Here is an 18,075-nt window from a genome sequence, read left to right on the forward strand (position 1 = left end):
TTTCTTCGGTGAACCGGCGCTGAAGATTACCGACATCATGCGCACCAGCAACAACGGTTATGGTCAGATTTCGGTGCTTGCGGCAGACAAGCTGATGATGAACCACAGGCTCTACGCCACCTTCCTTCTCTGGCTGCTTTCCGAGCTCTTCGAAGAGTTGCCCGAAGTCGGCGATCCGGACAAGCCGAAGCTCGTCTTCTTTTTCGACGAGGCGCATCTGCTCTTCAACGACGCGCCGCGTGTCTTGACCGAACGCGTCGAGCAGGTCGTGCGGCTGATCCGCTCTAAGGGCGTCGGCGTCTATTTCGTCACCCAAAACCCGCTCGACGTGCCGGAAACGGTCCTCGCCCAGCTCGGCAACCGCGTGCAGCATGCGCTTCGCGCCTATTCGCCACGCGAGCAAAAGGCGGTCAGGACAGCCGCCGATACCTTCCGCCCCAACCCGGCCTTCGATTGCGCCACCGTGATCACCAATCTCGGCACCGGCGAGGCGCTGGTTTCGACGCTGGAGACCAAGGGCGCGCCATCGATCGTCGAGCGCACGCTGATCCGTCCGCCATCCGGCCGCGTCGGCCCGGTCACGGAAGCGGAACGCCGTCAGATCATGGACCGGAGCCCGGTACTTGGGATCTATGACGAAGATGTCGACCGCGACTCTGCCTTCGAAATGCTCACAGCCCGCGCGAAGAAGGCTGCCGAAGCGGAAGCCGCCAAGCGGGCGCAGGAAGAGGCCGAAGCGCAGCAGACGAGTGCCGGCACGACCTCTGGCTGGACGCTGCCCGGTTTCGGCGGCAGCGACGACGAAAAGCCGAACCGCGGCCAATCGCGCGGGCGTTCGTCCGGCTATCAGCGAGAGACGGTCGTCGAGGCAGCCATGAAAAGCGTGGCGCGGACAGTTGCGACGCAGGTCGGCCGGGCGCTGGTGCGCGGCATTCTCGGAAGTTTGAAGCGGTAGGTCGCGGAGGCAAGCCCGAAGGGTGAGGCCATTCGGAAGCTCACCTCCCTGTGCCCTGCCGGCAGATGGGATGCCAAGGGGCTTAGAATGCCTGGCTCGGCGAAATTTGTATCCTCAACGCTTGCGGACGAATTCCGTGCGCAGGACAAGGCCCTTGATGGTGTCGTGGCGGCAGTCGATCTCATCCGGGTTGTCCGTCAGCCGGATCGACCTTATGACCGTGCCCTGTTTCAGGGTCTGATTGGCACCCTTGACCTTCAGATCCTTGATGAGGGTGACGGAATCGCCGTCTTTGAGGACATTTCCGGCAGCGTCGCTGACCTCGACGGCCGCCTGCGCGGCGGCAGCCAATTCCGAAGCCGGACGCCATTCGCCCGTCACTTCGTCATAGACGTATTCGTCGGCATCGCCCGCCATGGTCGTCTCTCCTAAATTAAGAATTTCCCGGTCAAGCCGCTTATAACAGCCAGCCCGTCTTGCGCAAGTTCGCCCACAAGGGGCAAGGGCCTGATGCGAGCGCTTTGGTTGCATTCCTGCATAGGTGATGATATTTCATGCGTGCACTCTAAAGAGAAAGGAGGGTCGCGTGCATAATTACTATTTCCGGTTCAACCGGCAGCGCGGCCCCGTCAACGCCCTGCAAATGCGTTTGCAGGGCTGACCAGAGACCGTTTCTCGCAAAACCTCTCTTCTGGTCTGCCCTTTGTGGCCTGCAGCGCCGAGCTTTATCGCTTGAGCGCCTGCGATTTCGATCCACCGCTGACGCATCGCATCGATGATGGCCAGGAGCCCTCGATGGATGGTCGCGCGGTCAAGACCAGAGAACGATCATGACCCTCCTCAATATCCGCAATCTCGGCATCACCTTGTCGAGCCCTTTGTTTTCCAGGCTCAATCTCGTCGTCAATGCCGGCGACCGCATCGGCATCGTAGCCGGCAACGGCCGCGGGAAATCGACGCTTTTCCGCTGCATCGCCGGCACGCTGGGGCCGACCGAAGGCGACATCACGCGGGCGCGCGGGCTGACGGTCGGCTATGTCGAGCAGAATGTGCCGCCGGCTCTGTTCGCCATGCCATTCTACGACGCCGTTCTCGATGCGCTCGCTCCAGAGCAGACGCAAACCGAGAGCTGGCGCGTCGATGTCGTGCTGGGATCTCTGGAGGTGCCGGAGGAGTTGCACCGGCGTTCGCTCTCGGCGCTCAGCGGCGGGTGGCAGCGGCTGGCGATGCTTGCCCGTATCTGGGTGACCGAACCCGACCTCTTGATGCTCGACGAGCCGACCAACCATCTTGATCTCGGCAAGATCGCCCGGCTGGAGGAATGGCTGAATGCGCTCCCCCGCGACGTGCCGGTGATCCTGGCCAGCCATGATCGCGCCTTCCTCGACGCCGTGACGAACCGCACGCTCTTCCTGCGGCCGGAGCAATCGCAGATCTTCGCTTTGCCCTATTCCCGGGCGCGGGCTTCGATCGACGAGCTCGATGCGGCAGATTCGCGCCGCTACGAGCGCGACATGAAGACGGCGGAACAACTGCGAAAGCAGGCGGCGAAGCTCAACAATATCGGCATCAATTCCGGCAGCGACCTGCTGGTCATCAAGACCAAACAGCTGAAGCAGCGCGCCGACAAACTCGAGGATGTGGCGAAACCCGCGCATCTGGAGCGTTCGGCGGGTGCGATTCGGCTTGCCAATCGCGGCACGCATGCCAAGGTGCTGGTGACGCTGGACGATGCGACGGTTGAGACGCCGGACGGCACGCTGCTCTTCAAGACCGGCAGGCAGTTCATCTGCCAGGGAGACCGGATCGTGCTGCTCGGCGAAAACGGCGCCGGCAAGACGCGGCTGATCGCTATGCTGCGCAAGGCGATCGCGAACCCGGATACGGCCGGAAACGGCATCAAGGCGACGCCTTCGCTGGCGCTCGGCTACGGCGACCAGGCGCTTGCCGATCTGCCCGATGCCGACACGCCGATGGACACGATCATCCGCCGCTTCGACGTCGGTGATCAGCGGGCGCGCGCACTGCTGGCCGGCGCCGGCATGTCGATCGAAATGCAGGGCCGTCCCACCGGCCAGCTTTCCGGCGGGCAGAAAGCAAGGCTCGGCATGCTGGTGCTCCGGCTCTCCAACCCGAACTTCTACCTGCTCGACGAACCCACCAACCATCTCGACATCGACGGGCAGGAAGCGCTGGAAGGCGAGCTGATGGCGCACCAGGCAAGCTGCCTGCTCGTTTCCCACGACCGCAGCTTCGTGCGCGCCGTCGGCAACCGCTTCTGGCTGATCGAGAAGCGGCGGCTGGTGGAAGTGGAGAGCCCCGAGGGGTTCTTTGCGTCGGCAGCTGGTAGGGATGATTGGCCAAGGGGCTGACCAGCAAGGCGCGAGCCAACGGTCTCGACCCCTCCTTCATCCCAGCTGGGAAGAAGGGATCGGAAACGTTGCAACATATCCCTTCCCCTCGGGGAGAAGGTGCCGGCGGCAAGCCGGCACTTCAGTCTTCATTCCTAGGCTCGTCACAGGGATGAGAGTGGAAACCCCTTAGAATGCCTTCGGCGCAGCACCCAAAAGGTTCAGCTTGCCGCCAGTGATCGTGAAGAGGCTGAGCTTGCGTTCGACGTTGCCGCCCGGGGTCAGGCGGAAGAGCCCGGTGACGCCGCGGAAGCCGGTCTTCATCGTCAGGTTCTCGGCAGTCAGGCCCGCCGGGCCCTTCACGCGGATGATGCCGGCGGCGATGGCGACGGCGTCGTAGCCGTAGGCGGCGTCCGAAGATAGCGTGCGGCCATGGTGGCGCTTGTAGCGGTCGGCGATCAGGCTGGCATCATCCGGTTCGACCATGGCGATCATGGCGCCGGCGACGGCCGGGTCCGCGTAGGCATGGGACGGCCAGGCGCTGGTGCCGACAAGAACGAGATTTGCCTGGCCGCTTGCTTTAATCGCACTGGCGACCGTAGGCACGATGACGCTCTTGCCGAGGATGACGACCGTATCGGCCCGCTGAAGCTCGGCCTTCGACTGCTGCACGACATTGGCGGCGGCCGCATCGCTGAGATCGTAACGTGCGGTCCCGGCATAGGTGCCGCCGCCTGCGCGAATGGCATCCGCGAGCCGCATCTCAGAGGCGGGCGGAAAATCCTTAGGCGCGAAAACCATCACCTTCTTGTGGCCGCCCGCCGCAGCCGCCCGGATACCTTCGAGCGCGCTGTCGAGTTCGTCCGAGGCGAAGTTGTAGACATTGCCGGCAGCTGCCGGAGCGTCATCGCCAAGATTGACCAATGGCGGGCGCTGATCGGAAGACATAGCGGCTATTGCAGATGTGATGGCGGGCGAAGCATAGCTGATGAGCAACGACGAATTGCGCGCCTTGGCGGCGCTGACGGCGGCAGGCACGGCACCTGCGCCGCCCGAAACATCGACGACCTTGATGAAGACCTGGCCGTTGCCGAGCTCGCCGACGCTGAGCGCTGCGCCGTCGCGCACATCGCGGGCGGCACCCTCGTAAACGCCGCTCGCACCTCTCGGCAGCAGCAGCGTGATCTCCGTACCGGTCTCGCCGAAGGTCTCTTCGACTTTGCTCGATGGCGCCTTGATGTCGGTATTCTTGACCGTGTTCAGGCCGTCCGCATCCGACTGGCAGCCTGCGGCGCCGGCAAGGAGAACCAGCAGCGGCAGCGTGCGGGCTGCCAGAATCGCGTCAGCGAGCCTTCCGCGTAAACCATATGAAGGTTCGGTCCGTAGCTTCGAATGCGATGTCACTGCTTCCCCCAAATGCGGCGTCCCGGCCTTCTGCGGCCTTTTTTGACGGCGCCTATTCCTGCATCGGACGCGGGCGAAAATCAAACCCTTCCCCCAAACTTGGTTGACGCGAAAACTAAAGTTTTATGCGTCTTTTTGCGGAATATTTATACTACGCTTATCTACGCTTCCAAACGGCATATTTATAGCTATTCGGTACATTTCTCTCAAACAGGGAGAAACAACCCGATGAAGCGCAAAACAAAAGCAAAAATACTTGCAGCTTTTACTTTCGTGTCGTTCGCACCGCTGCTTCCCAACGCACAGGCGGCGGCAAAAATGCCGGAAATGCAAACCAGCGCGACGTCCTATACATCAATGCTGACAGCCAATACTGCTTACACACTGGCACAGGCAGGCAGCATGAAAGGCGTCTTCAACCTCCTCAGAACTGCCGCCAGCGACGTTTCAAGCGCAGTTCGGACGATTAATCTCACCACAGTGATGCAATTGCGACAGGTCGAGAGCGCATCGTTCACAGCGGAAACGACCGCCTCCGTCAAGCCGGACATACCGCGCAAGGCCGCCTCTTCGAACGACGCGGTCTTCGGCTCTGTCACCATTCCGTTCAAGCGTCTTGCCGCGGTCAAGCGTTTCGCGCCTTCGCTGGGCGAAATGGCGAGCGGCGGGTCCATTAAGTGCGACGCAAAGGGCTGCTCGGATGCGGCCGACGTCATCAAGGCGACAATAGCCAAGACCGGGCAAGCTTCGATCCGCGACAAGTTGAATGCGGTGAACGTCGCGGTCAATCGCGCGATCCGCTCCCGCCGGGACATGGACACCTATCAGGCGGCGGATCACTGGGCAGCACCTTCCGAGACGCTCGCCCGCCAGCAGGGCGATTGCGAAGATTTTGCGATCCTGAAAATGGCAGCACTTCGCGCCGAGGGCGTCGACATGAAAGACATGTCGATCGTCGTGCTCTTCGACCAGAAGCGCCACTTCTACCATGCGGTGCTTTCGGTCGCCGTCGATGGCAACCACTTCATTCTGGACAACATGCGCGACCAGGTGTTGCCCGACAGCCGCCTGCCCGACTACCAGCCGCTTTTTTCCATCACCGGCGGCAAGGGGTATCTGCACGGGCTGCGGGCCGGCAACAAGCAGGTTGCCTCCCGCATGCCGCTGGAAAAGGTCGCACCGGGCGAAGGAGCGGCACACTGAGACAGGCCAAAACGCATGACGTTCAAAGCAGTCGCATGATCCGGCCGCTTTTTTTGTTTCACACATCGCTCAGTAGCGGGAAATATAGCCGATCAACATCGATTTTTCGTGTGTCGGCGCCAGCGCCAGGTTGACCTGGCCGCGCATCGACTGCGTGCCGACACCGATGCTGAAGCCGGTGTTCAGCGTCTTGCCGCGGTTCAGGTTCAGCGTCGTGATCGCCTGCTCGATCTGAGTATCGATGGAAAAGCGCAGGCTCCTGGTCAACTGCGCCGTATCGCCCAGAGGCAGACGCTGGCGCAGCATCGAGAGAAACGGATCGTTGAAGAGATGGATCTTCTTGTCCTGGGTGAGCAGGATCGTCGGCGACGGCGAAGCCTGGATGACGGCATTGAGGTTCGCCATCGAGGCGACGTCCTCAACGGCGTCCAGTCGGCGCAATGCCCATTTCAGGCTGAGAACGCGCAGGAGCGAGGCAAGGTTGCCCGATTCCGGCATCTGCGAGGCCGTATAGTGCACCAGATCGGACGTCGTCATCTTGCCGGCGGAGGACATACGGCCAAGCCCATCCCAATAGATGCGCTCCAGGCGGATGCCGCGGCGTTCGCCGCCCCGACCGACGACCGCACGGAAGCGCGGCTCGATTTCCTCCGCGCCTATGACCGGCAGGGGCTCCTCGGTGGGTGCGGCGTTGGCCAAATCGGTCGAGCGGGGCTTGGCTATCAGCATCTCACCGCTCCGTCAGCGCTTCGGAACGCGCCTTGTTGATCGGCTTCAGCAGGTAGCTGAGGACCGTCTTGTTGCCTGTCATGATTTCGACCGAGGCCACCATGCCGGGAATGATCGGATAGAGTTTGCCGTCACGCTCCAGCTCCGATTTGTCCGTCTTTACCTGAACCAGGTAATAGGTCTCGCCTTTTTCCTTTTCGACCAGGCTGTCGGCCGAGATGTTTTCCACCACGCCTTCGAGCCCGCCGAAGATCGAGAAGTCGTAAGCCGTGACCTTGACGATCGCCGACTGGCCGCGGCGCACGAAAGCGACGTCGCGCGGGGAGATCTTCGCTTCGATGAGCAGCGTATCGGCCGTCGGCACGATGCCGGCGATGACGCGGCCTGGATCGACATAGGCGCCGATCGTATTGACTTCAAGCGTGTTGACGATGCCATCGACCGGCGAGCGGATATCAGTGCGCTTGACACGGTCGGAGGCGCCGCGGATCGTCTCGTCGACGACAGATAGTTCGGCAAGCGTCGTCGCGTTTTCCGTCAAAGCCTGCTGGCGCAGTTCAAGCGCCAGATCGCCGAGCTGCAGCGTCGCCTCCTGCACGGCGGCCTCCAGGCGATCGATGCTTTCCTGATAGACCTTGAGCTGGCCCTGCTGGTCCGTCAGGTCGCGTTCGACCTTCAGCATTTCGGTCTGGGCCACAAGCTTCTTGTCGCTGAGCGGCTTGATCAGGTCGTACTGGCGCTGCGCTCCGGCGATGTTGTCCCGAAGACGGGCGATATTGGCATGCGCCTCGTTGAGTTCGTTTTCGCGCTGCCTCACCCGCTCCTTGAGGACGCCTAGCTTGTTTTCGTAGCTCGCGCGGTCGGCGGCAAAGAGGCTCGCTTCGTTGCTGCAGACATCCTTGGCGACAGCAAGAATGTCTTGCGGGCAGACATAGGGCATCTCGTACTGGCCCGCCTCCTCCAGCTTCAGCCTTGCAACCTTGGCGCCCAGCGCGCGTGCCTTGGCAACGGATTCGCCAAGCGTCGATGCCGTCGTCGTATTGTCGAGCTGAACCAGAAGCTGGCCCTTGCGGACCACCTGGCCGAGCGTCACGGCAATCTGCTGGACGACACCAGGTTCGGACGACTGGATGATCTGGGTTTTCGAAACGGGAATGACCTTGCCTTCGCCACGGGCGATCTCATCGACGCTGGCAATCGCCGCCCAGCCGATGAAGCTTGCAATCAAAAGCGCACAGAGCGCCAGGATGGCGCGGGCAAAAAGCGGGGGGTGGTCGAGACGGTTTGCGTTCATTGCTGACCCGCCGGTCTGCGCATGGCCTCGATCACGGCCTGCTTCGGGCCATCGGCAACAATACGGCCCTTGTCGATGACGATCAGGCGGTCGACGAGCTCCAGCATGCTGTGGCGGTGCGTGGCGATCAGAAGCGTGGTATCGCGACCGAAAGCGCCGGACAGCTTGGAGATCAGATGACGCTCGGTGGCGAGGTCCATCGCGCCAGAGGGCTCGTCCAGGAAGACGATCTTCGGCTTGGTCAAAAGCAGACGAGCGATCGTCAGCGCTTGCTTCTGGCCGCTCGACAGATTGGTGCCGCGTTCGCCGACCGGCATGTCGAAGCCGCGCGGGTGGTTGGAGACGAACTCATCGACGCCGGTCATGGTGGCGACCTCGAGGATTTCTTCGTCCGTCGCATCGGCGCGGCCGATCAGGAGGTTTTCCTTCACAGTGCCCGAAAACAGATCGGAGGACTGGCCCGCCACGGCGACGGCGGCTCGCACTTCCGCCATATGGTATTGCCGGATATCGACGCCATCGATTAGAACGCGGCCCGACGACGGACAGAAAAGGCCGTCGAGCAGGCGGCCGAGCGTCGTTTTGCCCGAGCCGATGCGGCCGATGATACCTATCTTCTCGCCCGGCCCCACATTGACGGACAGGCCGTTGATAACCGGATAGTCCGAACCCGGATACTGGAACGAGACGTTCTGGAAGCTGAAGCCGCCCCGCTTGATCTGGCGATTGACGAAACCGACGGTAGAAGGCCGGTCGTCCGGCTGCTCCATGATCTTGTCGAGGATGCGCAGCGACATGGTCGCCTGACGGAACCGCGCCAGCGTCATGGCGATCTGGCCGAGCGGCGCACCGGCGCGGCCCGCGAGCATCACGGTCGCAACGATCGCACCCATGGCAATGCGACCCTCGGAGAACTCATAGGTGCCGGCAATCACGATCAGCACGCTCACCATCTGCTGGATGAACGTCGTCAGGTTGATGGCGTTGGTGGAGATATGCTTGATGTCTTCGCTCGTGCGGCTCGAATATTTGGTGAGTTCCTGCCAGCGGCGCAGCATCGTTGCTTCGGCGCGCAGACTCTTCAGCGTTTCGATGGTGGAGATGGTCTCGACGAGCAGCGACTGCCGGCGGGACGCTTCGTTTGCGGCCGTCGCCATACGCTTGCCGATCTGCGCCTGCGCCCAAAGGCCGATCGCCACCGACAGGACGAAGGCGACGGCAGGGATGACGACCAGCCAGCCGGCAATCAGGTAAATGACGGCTAAGAAGATGAAGACGAAGAGGCTGTCGATCAGCACGCCGATGGTGTTCGACGTGAAGAACTCGCGGACGAATTCATACTGCGTGACACGGTTGGCATATTCGCCGGTCGAGAGCGGTCGCGATTCCAGCGTCGAGTTCAACACCTTGTCGAAAATCAGCTGCGAGAGCCTGAGATCGGCCTTCCGGCCAGCGTAATCGATCAGCGACGAGCGAGCCGTCTTCAACAGAAAATCGAAGATGTAGGCAAGCGAGATGCCTGCTGCGAGAACCCACAGCGTCGCCACCGCCTTGTTCGGCAGCACGCGGTCATAGACGTTCATCGTAAAAAGCGGCGAGCCGAGCGCAATCAGGTTGATGAAGAGCGCTGCCACCATGACGCGGACATAGGTGCGCCAGTACGGCATCAGCGTCGTCGCCAGCCAATGGCGCTTTTCGATCTCCACCGCATTGCCGACCAGCGCTTCTTCGGAAGCGTTCTGATAATAGAGCGTGAAGGCAAAGGCCATCGCGGGATTCAGCGCCACGAGTTGCTCAGGCGCCAACTTGATCGGTGTTCCGGCAATCGGAACGATATCGGTCAGATACGAGCCGTCCTCCGCCACTTCGAGCAGCGGAAGAACGCCGCCATCGACAAAGCAAACGATGGCCGGGCAATCGAAATTGCCCAGGCGGCAGTCGCGTTCCTGATGCCTGATGACCTGGAGGCCGATGCGCTCGGCCATCTGCTCTACGTCATCGAGCTCGAGCGATTCGGTGATCTCGTCCGGCAGGCCGGAGAAGAGAACCGTATCGGAGCTCGGCCGGCCATAGAACGCAGCGACGGACTTGAAAGCGGCTTTGAAGGTCTGGAGCGGGGTGCCGCTTGAAGTCTCGAGCGCTACGTTCAGCATTTTTCCATGGCCGTTTCGACTACTGCTGTCGAATAGGCGCTAGAAGGTCCATCGGCATGCCGGCTTTCTGATGCGACTGAAGCTCGACATATCCCGGATCTGCGACGCCCGCGGGGACAACAAACTCCTCCCGTGCATATTCCTTTGCCTGTTCGACCGGCTTCAGCTTCATCGTCTGGAGCAGATTGCCGGAAGCGGCCAGGATCTTGTACTCGGCAAAGACCGACGCAAGGCGCGCCGTGTCGGCAAGAACCCTGGTATTGAAATTGGTGTTCTGCGCATCGAGCACATCGAGCAGCGAGCGCTGGCCGACGCTGAACTGCTGCCGGTAGGACGATACGAGCTGGGCGTTGGTCGAGGCCTGCTGGCCGAGGATGCCGGCAAGCTTGCCGCGGCTGACGCGTTCGTTCCACGCTGTGCGGACCGACTGCTCGACTTCGCGCTGCACCTGCGCCAGCGCATAGCGCTGCTCGCCTGCACGGCGGATCTGCTCCTGCTCTCGGGCAACATCGATGCCGCCGCGATAAAGGTTCCAGCGGGCGACGACGCGCACCTGGTAGTCATTCGTATTACCATCGTCGCCATTGATGTCGTCACCCACCCGGGCGATGCCTTCGAGATCGACCTTCGGCAGATAGTTGGCGCGCGCGCCGCGCACGCCGGCATCGGCCGCATCGACATCCGCATTGGCGGAATAGATGCGCGGGCTGTTCTTGGTGGCCACGAAGACCGCATCGGTGACCGTCTTCGGCACGTATTTGGCAACCGAAGTCGGGGTCTGCGCGCCGGTGATCGGCTCGCCAACGTCCTCGAGGAAGCGTATCTTCGTCGCCTCCAGCTCTTCCTTAGCTTCCTGCAGACGGGCAGCCGCAGCCTGCTGGCGCTCGACGCCCTGGAGGCGGTCAGCATCAGTCAACGTACCGCCCTTGATGCTCTGCTCGATATTGCCGAGGATCTGGTTGTGGAAGGCCATATTATCCTGAGCGGCCTTCACGATCTGATTCTGCAGAATGTATTCGAGATAATCCTGCGTCACTTCGAGCGCCAGCGATTCGGACCGCTCCAGCACGCGGAAAGAGGCGCCATCGACGCGCGATGCCTGCTGTTCGACCTGTGCACGGCGGCCGCCGCCGTCGAAAAGCCGCTGTGTAACGGTGAGACCGACATCGCCCGGCGACAAGTAATCGGTATCCGATGTCAGAGTGCCTGTCGTAGAATTCGACAGCCGCCGGCGGCCAATCCCCGCGTCGAGATCAATAGAGGGCAAGTAAAGCCCACGCGCCTGGCGAAGTTCAAACTCGATTGCTTCACGATCCTTCGCAGCCTGCAAGATCTGCGGGTTCGTCTTCATCGTTTTTTCAATAGCCTGCTGAAGCGAAATAGCATTGGCGTCAACGCAAAATGCAAAATTCAAAGCAACAGTCGCAGACAAAGCTGCAAAAATTCTTTTGCCGTTAAACAAGTTTGATGCCCCTCATCACCTGTGATTAGCCCCGGCTACCCCATATACCGAAATTTCTTCTCGGATAAGTCAGTAGCATTAAGTTATCAACACTCCAACAGCCCTAGCCACCTTCCTGCGAAGACAGTTAACTCATGAGGTTTCCACCCCTAAAGCAACAATTTTACAGGATTTTTTAACCGGTACTTGTTGTGCTCACGGTTAGCTTGACACTCATCCCTAGTGAGTAATCCGACCCCATGATTTTTATTAACCGTTACTCCCCAGCCACAGTAAAACCCGCCTTGTTTCGCGCCGCGATCGGCGCATCATGCTGCACGGCAGGATCGCTCGGTCTTTTACTTATCTTAAACCTTCTAATCCCGGATAAACCATTTTTGGTAGGATTTGTGAGCATCCCTCCAATTTCGTTTCTTGTTGCATTTCCGCTGCTCCTGGCGCTGCAGCTGCAAAAGTCGGAGCTTGCGGCGCTGCGCGCCAAGATGAACCACGCCACCCGGCATGATCCGGTGACGAATGCGCTCAACGGCACCGCCTTTGCCGCTGCGATGCAGAATTATTCCGACCGCCGCCGGAAGATCGCGACCGATACCGGCGGCATCATGATCGCCGTCGTCATCGAGACGCTCGACGCAATCAGCCGCCGCTACGGCCCGCAATGGGCCGACACGGTGATGCTATCGCTGGCCGACATCATCAAGAGTTCGGTCAGAAGCGGCGACCTCGTCGCCCGGCTCGCGTCCAACGAGCTCGGCATCTTCCTGCCCGGCGCTACCCCCGAAAACGCCCAGGACATCGGCGCCCGCATCCGCAGGCGCGTCTCGCAGGCCGCCTTCGAGACCGAGGAAGCGCCGCTTGACCTCCAGATCAAGCTCGGTGGCGCCCTCTTCGAGGGGCCGGAAGACTTCAACCGGATCCGGCAACTTGCAGATGAGGTTGCGTTCGAGAGCGCGACCGAGGATGGCGAGCCGATCGTGATTGCCAGGCTGCCCACGGCGTGAGGTAGAAGAAAAGGCGCCGAAGCGCCTTTTCCAGGTTCAACTCTTCCAAGACCGAAACGCGAGCCGGTCAAGCGACCGGCGTCGTGCTCGAGTGATGATCGTCATCGTAGATGATCTTCACCGTCGACGCGTAGTTCTGAAGCACCGCGACATCGTGCCAGGTGCCGTTGTCATTGACGCTGATCGTCGTATTGCCTCCGGCAACCGTGCCCTTGACGTTCGCAAGCGCCTCCGCCTCATTCGCCTCGTGACCGAGGAGCGAGTTGAGGAGGTTGGAAACGTCAAGCGTGTCACCCTGGCTGTTCTTGAAGTCCGTGATGACGTCAACGAGGCTTACTTCCTTCAAGGCGGCTGCATCGATGACGAAGGTGTCGCTGCCGCCGCCGCCGGTCATCGTATTGAGGCCAGAGCCGCCGACAAGGATGTCGTCACCGTCGCCGCCGACGAGGATATCGTTGCCGGCTCCGCCGAGCAGAACATCATTTCCATTTTCGCCGTAGAGACTGTCATTTCCGTCTCCACCGTCAATGAAGTCTGTGGAATAGCCGCCATTTAGCGTGTCGCCGCCGCCCATCCCATACAGTGCATCATTACCGGAGCCGCCGTTTACCGTCTCGGCATTGCCGGAGCCGATCACCACGTCGTGACCTCCACCTGCATTCAGCGCGCCATTGAGATTGCTGTTAATGAAAATCAGATCGCCGTCGACATTAAACGTATTGATCCAACTCAATCCGTTCTCATTTCCGTTGCCATTGTTGGTGATGGAATAGGTGGTGCCCCACTCCTCGATCGCGCTGAAAGCAACATAGGTCGACTGCTGGCTGAGCTGGGAGTCCGCGGCAGTCACCCGGTAGATGTAAAGACCGGCATCGCCATCCCAATCCCAGAAGTCAACGGTGCTTGGATTGCCCGTGACAGTGCTGCCGCTGTGGGAAAGCCAATCATCGGAGCCCGTGGAATAGACTTTTTCGAAGCTGTGGCTGACCGTCCCCGCCCCTCCGCTGAACAGGCTCGCAACATTGTAGTTGACCCTGTTCGGCGAGCCGTTGTCGTCAGCGAACGCATACCGTCCGGTCAGGCTGGCTGCCTCGTTGACGGATAGCGGGGAACCTTCCGCGACGTTCGTGACCGTAATCGCGACCGCCTTTGTCGGATCGGCGGCCCCATCGTTGGCATGCACGATGATGTCGTAGACATTGTTGCCGCCGGCATCTGTCGGAGCCTCGAAGTTCGGCGAGGTCTTGAAGGTCACCGCACCGGTTGCTGAAACATTGAACTTGTCCGCGTCGGATCCTGTAAGCGAGTAGGTCAGATTGGCGCCCGCATCAGCATCGGACGCGACGATCTGGTAGACGACATTTGTGGCCGGGCTGTTTTCGGCTTCGCTTCCGGTCGCGCCCGACGTGATCACCGGCGCGTCATTCATGCCGTTGATGATAAAGCTGACATCTTTCACCGTGCCGTCGGCAGACTTGATCGTGAAAGTTTCGGTCCTCTGCTCACCGCCCTGTAGATACTGAACCGCCGCATTCGACACCGAGTAGGTGTAGTTGCCGCTCACATCCAGAACCAAGGTGCCGAGATTGCCTGCAGCACTTGTCACCGCCGTCTGGAACAACGACTGATCGTGGTCGGTATCGTTTACCGCGATCGTGCCGGTGGCTTCTAGGAAGCCGCCGTTCACGCCGACGTCTTCCGTCACCGCAAAAACCGTCGGCGTACCAATCACCGCCGCGTCATTGGCGCCGTTGATCGTGAAGCTGACATCCTCCGCCGTGCCGTCGGCCGACTTGATCGTGAAGGTTTCCGTCCTCTGCTCACCGTCCTGCAGGTACTGAACGGCTTCATTCGACACCGAATAGGTGTAGTTGCCGTTCGCTCCCAGAATCAAAGTGCCGAGATTGCCTGCCCCGCTCGTCACCGCCGTCTGGAACGACGATTGGTCATGGTCGGCGTCGCTCACTGAGAGCGTGCCCGTCGCTTTTAAGAGACCGCCGACCACGCCCGTATCTTCCGTCACCGCCGAAACCGTCGGCGCGCCGATGTCTGCTGCATCATTCGCGCCGGTGATCGTGACGGCGATATCCTTCGTAACCGAGTCATGATCGCCGTCCGTGACCGTGAAGGGGATGTGAAGGACCGCGATTTCGCCTGCCGCCAGGCCGTCGAATGCCGTGCCGGGTACGATCGAGATGGTCCGGCCATCGGCGCCGAGCGTGATCGACGGCATGCCCAGCGTGAGACCGGCCGGCACTCCGGTGTAGCTCGGCGTGCCGATGGACAGGGCAGCGCCGTTCTCATCAGCACTGAAGGAGAAGTGAGTACCTTCGGTGAGCGTGATGCTCTTGCTCTCGTTCTCCGACATGGCCGCGGCCACGTCAGTTGCCGTCGGAAGGCTGTCAGCGACGTTGACGACGAACTGGCCGACGCCGAGTGTCACGGCATCATGATCGCTGTCGAGCGCCTGAACATAGGCACCGAGATCGAGCGCCAGCTTGTCGCTGCCGGCGGCGTGATCGAATTCGCCGTGCAGCACGAAGGTGGCTGTGCCGTTCGCGGAGACCGTCAGGGTGAAGAGCGGCGTTCCGGGCGTGCCTTCGGCATAGCCGGTGAGCGTGGTGCCGTCAGAAACCACCTTCACCTGCTGGCCACCGGCCGTAACCGTACCGAGATTTTCCGCGGTTGCGATGGTCTTCAGTGCGAATACCGCAGCGCCGTCAGCACCAACGGAAACCAGCGAGGAAAGATCGATAGTGTCAGACGATACGTCGTGGCCGGACTCAATCTCGAGCGTCCAGTTGCGCAGCGTGCCTACATCGGCCCCCAGATCATCCCGGATTTCCAGCGTCCAGGTTCCCGCCATGCTCTTACCGTCGAGCAGGGAAAGCTGGTCGATCGCCGGACGCCATGTGCCGACGTATGGTTGGATGGCAGAGGTAAAGGAGCTTGCAGCTTCGTCGTCGAACTTGATGGTGCCGTTCGGGTCGCCACTTCCGCCATTGTCGTCAACCAACCGAACCCTGGTGCCATCCGGGGCAATGAGCGTAATCTCAAGGTCCGCCATGAAGGTGTGAGTGAGATTGATTGACACGTTGACGTCGTGAATCGTTCCGCCGGCTGGCGCCGTGATGGTCGAGCTGATCGTGCTGACGTCCGGGATGGCAAGATTGACCGTACCCGACGCGAAGCTGTGCGTCTCGAGGGTCGGGCCGCCTTCCACGACATTGCCGGAAACCGTCGTGTTTGCAACCAGCGTCGGAACGCTGTCTGCAACATTGATGGCGAAGGGCTGATCGACATAGTCGCCATCGCCGTCGAAGACGCGCGCCACGAGGTTCAGCGAGAGACTGTCGCTGCCGGCGGCGTGATCGAGGTTCTGAAAGAGCGTCGTCGCGAAGCTGCCGGGATGCAGGACACTGACGATGAAGACCGGATTGTCAGGAGTATCGCCGGCCTTAAACGCAACGATTTCCTGATCGACGCCATTCGTCTCACGGACGATATACTGCAGCGCCACGCCGTCGGAGGTGAGGCCGGCATTGATGATCGGCAGCCCGTTGCTATCTGTGCCGATCTCCACATGGGTGTTCTTGCTATCGGCGCCGATGTTGATGTTCAGGCTGGCGAAATCGACGACCGGAAGACCTGTTTCTGAGAGGGTAAGCGTCTGAGCCGTACCGGTGGCAACCGGCACGTCGTCACTGATAGTGACGATAAGCTGGCCGCTGAGCGCGACGCTGTCACCGTCCCCGTCGGTCACCGTCACCGCCGACGACAGGTCGAGGGCCAAGGACGTATCACCATCGATGGCGACAATATTGCCACCATGGCCGTTGTTGACCACGGTAACGCCGTTCGGAGCGCCACTTCCGTCCAGATCGAACTGCGTATTGTTGGCGACATTGCCGACATTCACATACCAGGTCGTATGCGCTGGAATGTTAAGGACATAGTCCGTACCTACGCCGTGGTTGTCGAGGGTCCAGGTCTGGTTCGTGTTGCTGTCGTTGGTGACGCGGATGATTGCGTCGCCATCGCCCATCCGGCCTTCGAAGGCGAGGTTGTTACCCCCGACATCTGCAAGTGCGAAATGGGAACCGGGCGCGTCGAGCGCCGTGGCTGGGGTGATCACGTTGCCGTTGATCAACAGTCTGTCGATATTGTCGAGCGCACCGTTCTGCGTGAAGGTGTAGGCCCCCGTCTCAGCATTGACGGCGAAAGTGAATATCAGGGCCGAACCGGCCTTGGCGATCAAGCTGTTGTCGACGACCGTATAAGTGAGTGCGACGCCATTCGAGCTCAGTGAAGTCAGGATCGAAGACAGATTGGTCAGTTCGACGCCATACCGTCCGATCCCATCGGCGCCGGGCGAGACCAATGTCTCGAGGCTGCCGGTGATCGAGGAAACTTCGTCGGTCGACACGTTGATGATCGTGCCGGTGGAGACTGGGGTGTCGTCATTGACGGAGACGGTGAGCGAGCCAGTGGCGGCGTCACCGTCGCCGTCGGTGACCTGGTAGTCAATCGTGAAGCCCTGGTTGTTCTCGCCGTTTCCAGCCGCATGCTGGATCGCGTGGTTCTGCGTCAACGTATAGGCGCCGGAGCTGGCGTTCGTCAGCGTCACGGTCAGGACATCGACGGAGACCCCATGCTGGACCTGATGGATGACGATGGTCAGCCCGTCGGCGCTCACCGTCTGCGAAAAGGCACCTTCGCTCGCGGCGCTCGACGCAAGGCCGGCTCCCGTCAAGAGTACCGTGCCTGCACCGTCCGTACCATAGGAATGTGCCAGGATGCCGGAGACATTCGCCAGGTTCGGTGAAACGTCGCCGTTGCCGCCTGCATTGCCGCCCGCAAGCGCGTCGTCGTCAAGCTGTACGTTCGCGTTCGAACCAACCTCCGGCGCATCGTCGGTAATCGTCACGACCAGCTTGCCGCCGAGCGTGACGCTATCGCCGTCGCGGTCGGTCGCCTGGATGACGGAACCGAAGTCGATGCCGGAGATCGTCGTTGCACCAGACTTCAGGTCACTGCCGGCACCCGACGCATGGTCGAGCTGGTCGTACTGCTGGAACTTGAAGCTGCCGTCACTGTTCAGCGTCAGCGACAGGACCGGACGGTCGATGAACGGGTTATAGCCCGCACTGCCGATGTTGACATAGCCGATGACCATGTTGCCGGTCACCGCATAGGACAGTTCGCCGCCCTTCGACGATAGCTGCAATGCGGAGAGTGTCTGGGCTACATTGGCTGTGAACGAGAAGCCGCCGCCTTGAGCCGCCCCGTCAGCGCCGAAGGCAACCGTCGAGGCGACGGAGCCGGTCACCGTTGCAGAAAAGCCCAGGGGCAACAGATTGAACGCAGAAGACGAACCATCCGCCGTGCCGTCATTGGGGCTGTTGCCCTGCGACAGGACATTGAAGATGTCGCCTTCATCGGCGGTTGTGGGAACCGCCCGGCCGGCACGGACGCGCGCCGCGCCCCGAGAGGGGCTGATGGCGCCGCGCGCCAGCGTCCCCG

The 18,075-nt window shown here is 61.1% G+C and carries 11 protein-coding genes; 4 read left to right on the plus strand and 7 right to left on the minus strand.

The genetic code is table 11. The features are described from left to right. The coding region (locus C9413_RS11715) for a helicase HerA-like domain-containing protein (RefSeq protein WP_170250477.1) at window positions 1–955 on the plus strand (955 nt) is incomplete at its 5' end. Window positions 956–1,069: 114 nt separating this feature from the next. Here C9413_RS11715 and C9413_RS11720 read toward each other — a convergent pair. Continuing rightward, entirely contained in the window at window positions 1,070–1,372 is a 303-nt protein-coding gene (locus tag C9413_RS11720; RefSeq protein ID WP_039844278.1) for an alkylphosphonate utilization protein, read from the minus strand. 413 nt (window positions 1,373–1,785) lie between these two features. Here C9413_RS11720 and C9413_RS11725 point away from each other — a divergent pair, with 413 nt between their 5' ends. Beyond that, window positions 1,786–3,327, plus strand: a complete 1,542-nt coding sequence (locus C9413_RS11725; RefSeq protein WP_039844277.1) for an ABC-F family ATP-binding cassette domain-containing protein — start codon at window positions 1,786–1,788, stop codon at window positions 3,325–3,327. A gap of 168 nt (window positions 3,328–3,495) precedes the next feature. Here C9413_RS11725 and C9413_RS11730 read toward each other — a convergent pair whose 3' ends face one another. Further along, complete coding sequence (locus C9413_RS11730; RefSeq protein ID WP_039844276.1) at window positions 3,496–4,710, minus strand: ABC transporter substrate-binding protein; 1,215 nt, start codon at window positions 4,708–4,710, stop codon at window positions 3,496–3,498. Window positions 4,711–4,938: 228 nt separating this feature from the next. Here C9413_RS11730 and C9413_RS11735 point away from each other — a divergent pair, with 228 nt between their 5' ends. Continuing rightward, entirely contained in the window at window positions 4,939–5,913 is a 975-nt protein-coding gene (locus tag C9413_RS11735) for a transglutaminase-like cysteine peptidase (RefSeq protein ID WP_170250478.1), read from the plus strand. Between the two features lie 69 nt (window positions 5,914–5,982). Here the strand turns inward: C9413_RS11735 and C9413_RS11740 are convergent, their stop codons facing one another. Genes C9413_RS11740 through C9413_RS11755 form a run of 4 tightly spaced genes read right to left on the minus strand, consistent with a single transcriptional unit; the run spans window position 5,983 to window position 11,470 of the window. Continuing rightward, window positions 5,983–6,642 (minus strand): ribbon-helix-helix domain-containing protein, encoded by a 660-nt coding sequence (locus tag C9413_RS11740; protein ID WP_039844274.1) that lies wholly within the window; start codon window positions 6,640–6,642, stop codon window positions 5,983–5,985. A gap of 1 nt (window position 6,643) precedes the next feature. Next, window positions 6,644–7,936, minus strand: a complete 1,293-nt coding sequence (locus C9413_RS11745) for an HlyD family type I secretion periplasmic adaptor subunit (RefSeq protein WP_039844273.1) — start codon at window positions 7,934–7,936, stop codon at window positions 6,644–6,646. Beyond that, the gene (locus C9413_RS11750; protein WP_039844272.1) at window positions 7,933–10,089 is read right to left on the minus strand and encodes a type I secretion system permease/ATPase; all 2,157 of its coding nucleotides are present in this window, start codon (window positions 10,087–10,089) and stop codon (window positions 7,933–7,935) included. The genes C9413_RS11745 and C9413_RS11750 overlap by 4 nt, the downstream gene beginning before the upstream one ends. Window positions 10,090–10,108: 19 nt before the next feature. Next, window positions 10,109–11,470 (minus strand): TolC family outer membrane protein, encoded by a 1,362-nt coding sequence (locus C9413_RS11755; RefSeq protein WP_039846667.1) that lies wholly within the window; start codon window positions 11,468–11,470, stop codon window positions 10,109–10,111. A gap of 470 nt (window positions 11,471–11,940) precedes the next feature. On the opposite strand from C9413_RS11755, the gene C9413_RS11760 reads away from it, so the two are divergent. Then, window positions 11,941–12,552: a diguanylate cyclase gene (locus C9413_RS11760; protein ID WP_223843974.1), complete on the plus strand. Its 612-nt coding sequence runs from the start codon at window positions 11,941–11,943 to the stop codon at window positions 12,550–12,552. 67 nt (window positions 12,553–12,619) lie between these two features. Here C9413_RS11760 and C9413_RS11765 read toward each other — a convergent pair. Beyond that, a partial coding sequence (locus C9413_RS11765; protein WP_170250479.1) for a VCBS domain-containing protein occupies window positions 12,620–18,075 on the minus strand: 5,456 nt, incomplete at its 5' end.

Source organism: Rhizobium sp. SEMIA 4085, assembly GCF_013004495.1.
Lineage (GTDB): Bacteria > Pseudomonadota > Alphaproteobacteria > Rhizobiales > Rhizobiaceae > Rhizobium > Rhizobium gallicum.

What these genes read in the sequence shown, in the direction of transcription:
- C9413_RS11740 (WP_039844274.1), bottom strand. Translation starts at nt 6,642, where the DNA reads ATGCTGATAGCCAAGCCCCGCTCGACCGATTTGGCCAACGCCGCACCC.
- C9413_RS11750 (WP_039844272.1), bottom strand. Translation starts at nt 10,089, where the DNA reads ATGCTGAACGTAGCGCTCGAGACTTCAAGCGGCACCCCGCTCCAGACC.
- C9413_RS11735 (WP_170250478.1), top strand. Translation starts at nt 4,939, where the DNA reads ATGAAGCGCAAAACAAAAGCAAAAATACTTGCAGCTTTTACTTTCGTG.
- C9413_RS11745 (WP_039844273.1), bottom strand. Translation starts at nt 7,936, where the DNA reads ATGAACGCAAACCGTCTCGACCACCCCCCGCTTTTTGCCCGCGCCATC.
- C9413_RS11725 (WP_039844277.1), top strand. Translation starts at nt 1,786, where the DNA reads ATGACCCTCCTCAATATCCGCAATCTCGGCATCACCTTGTCGAGCCCT.
- C9413_RS11720 (WP_039844278.1), bottom strand. Translation starts at nt 1,372, where the DNA reads ATGGCGGGCGATGCCGACGAATACGTCTATGACGAAGTGACGGGCGAA.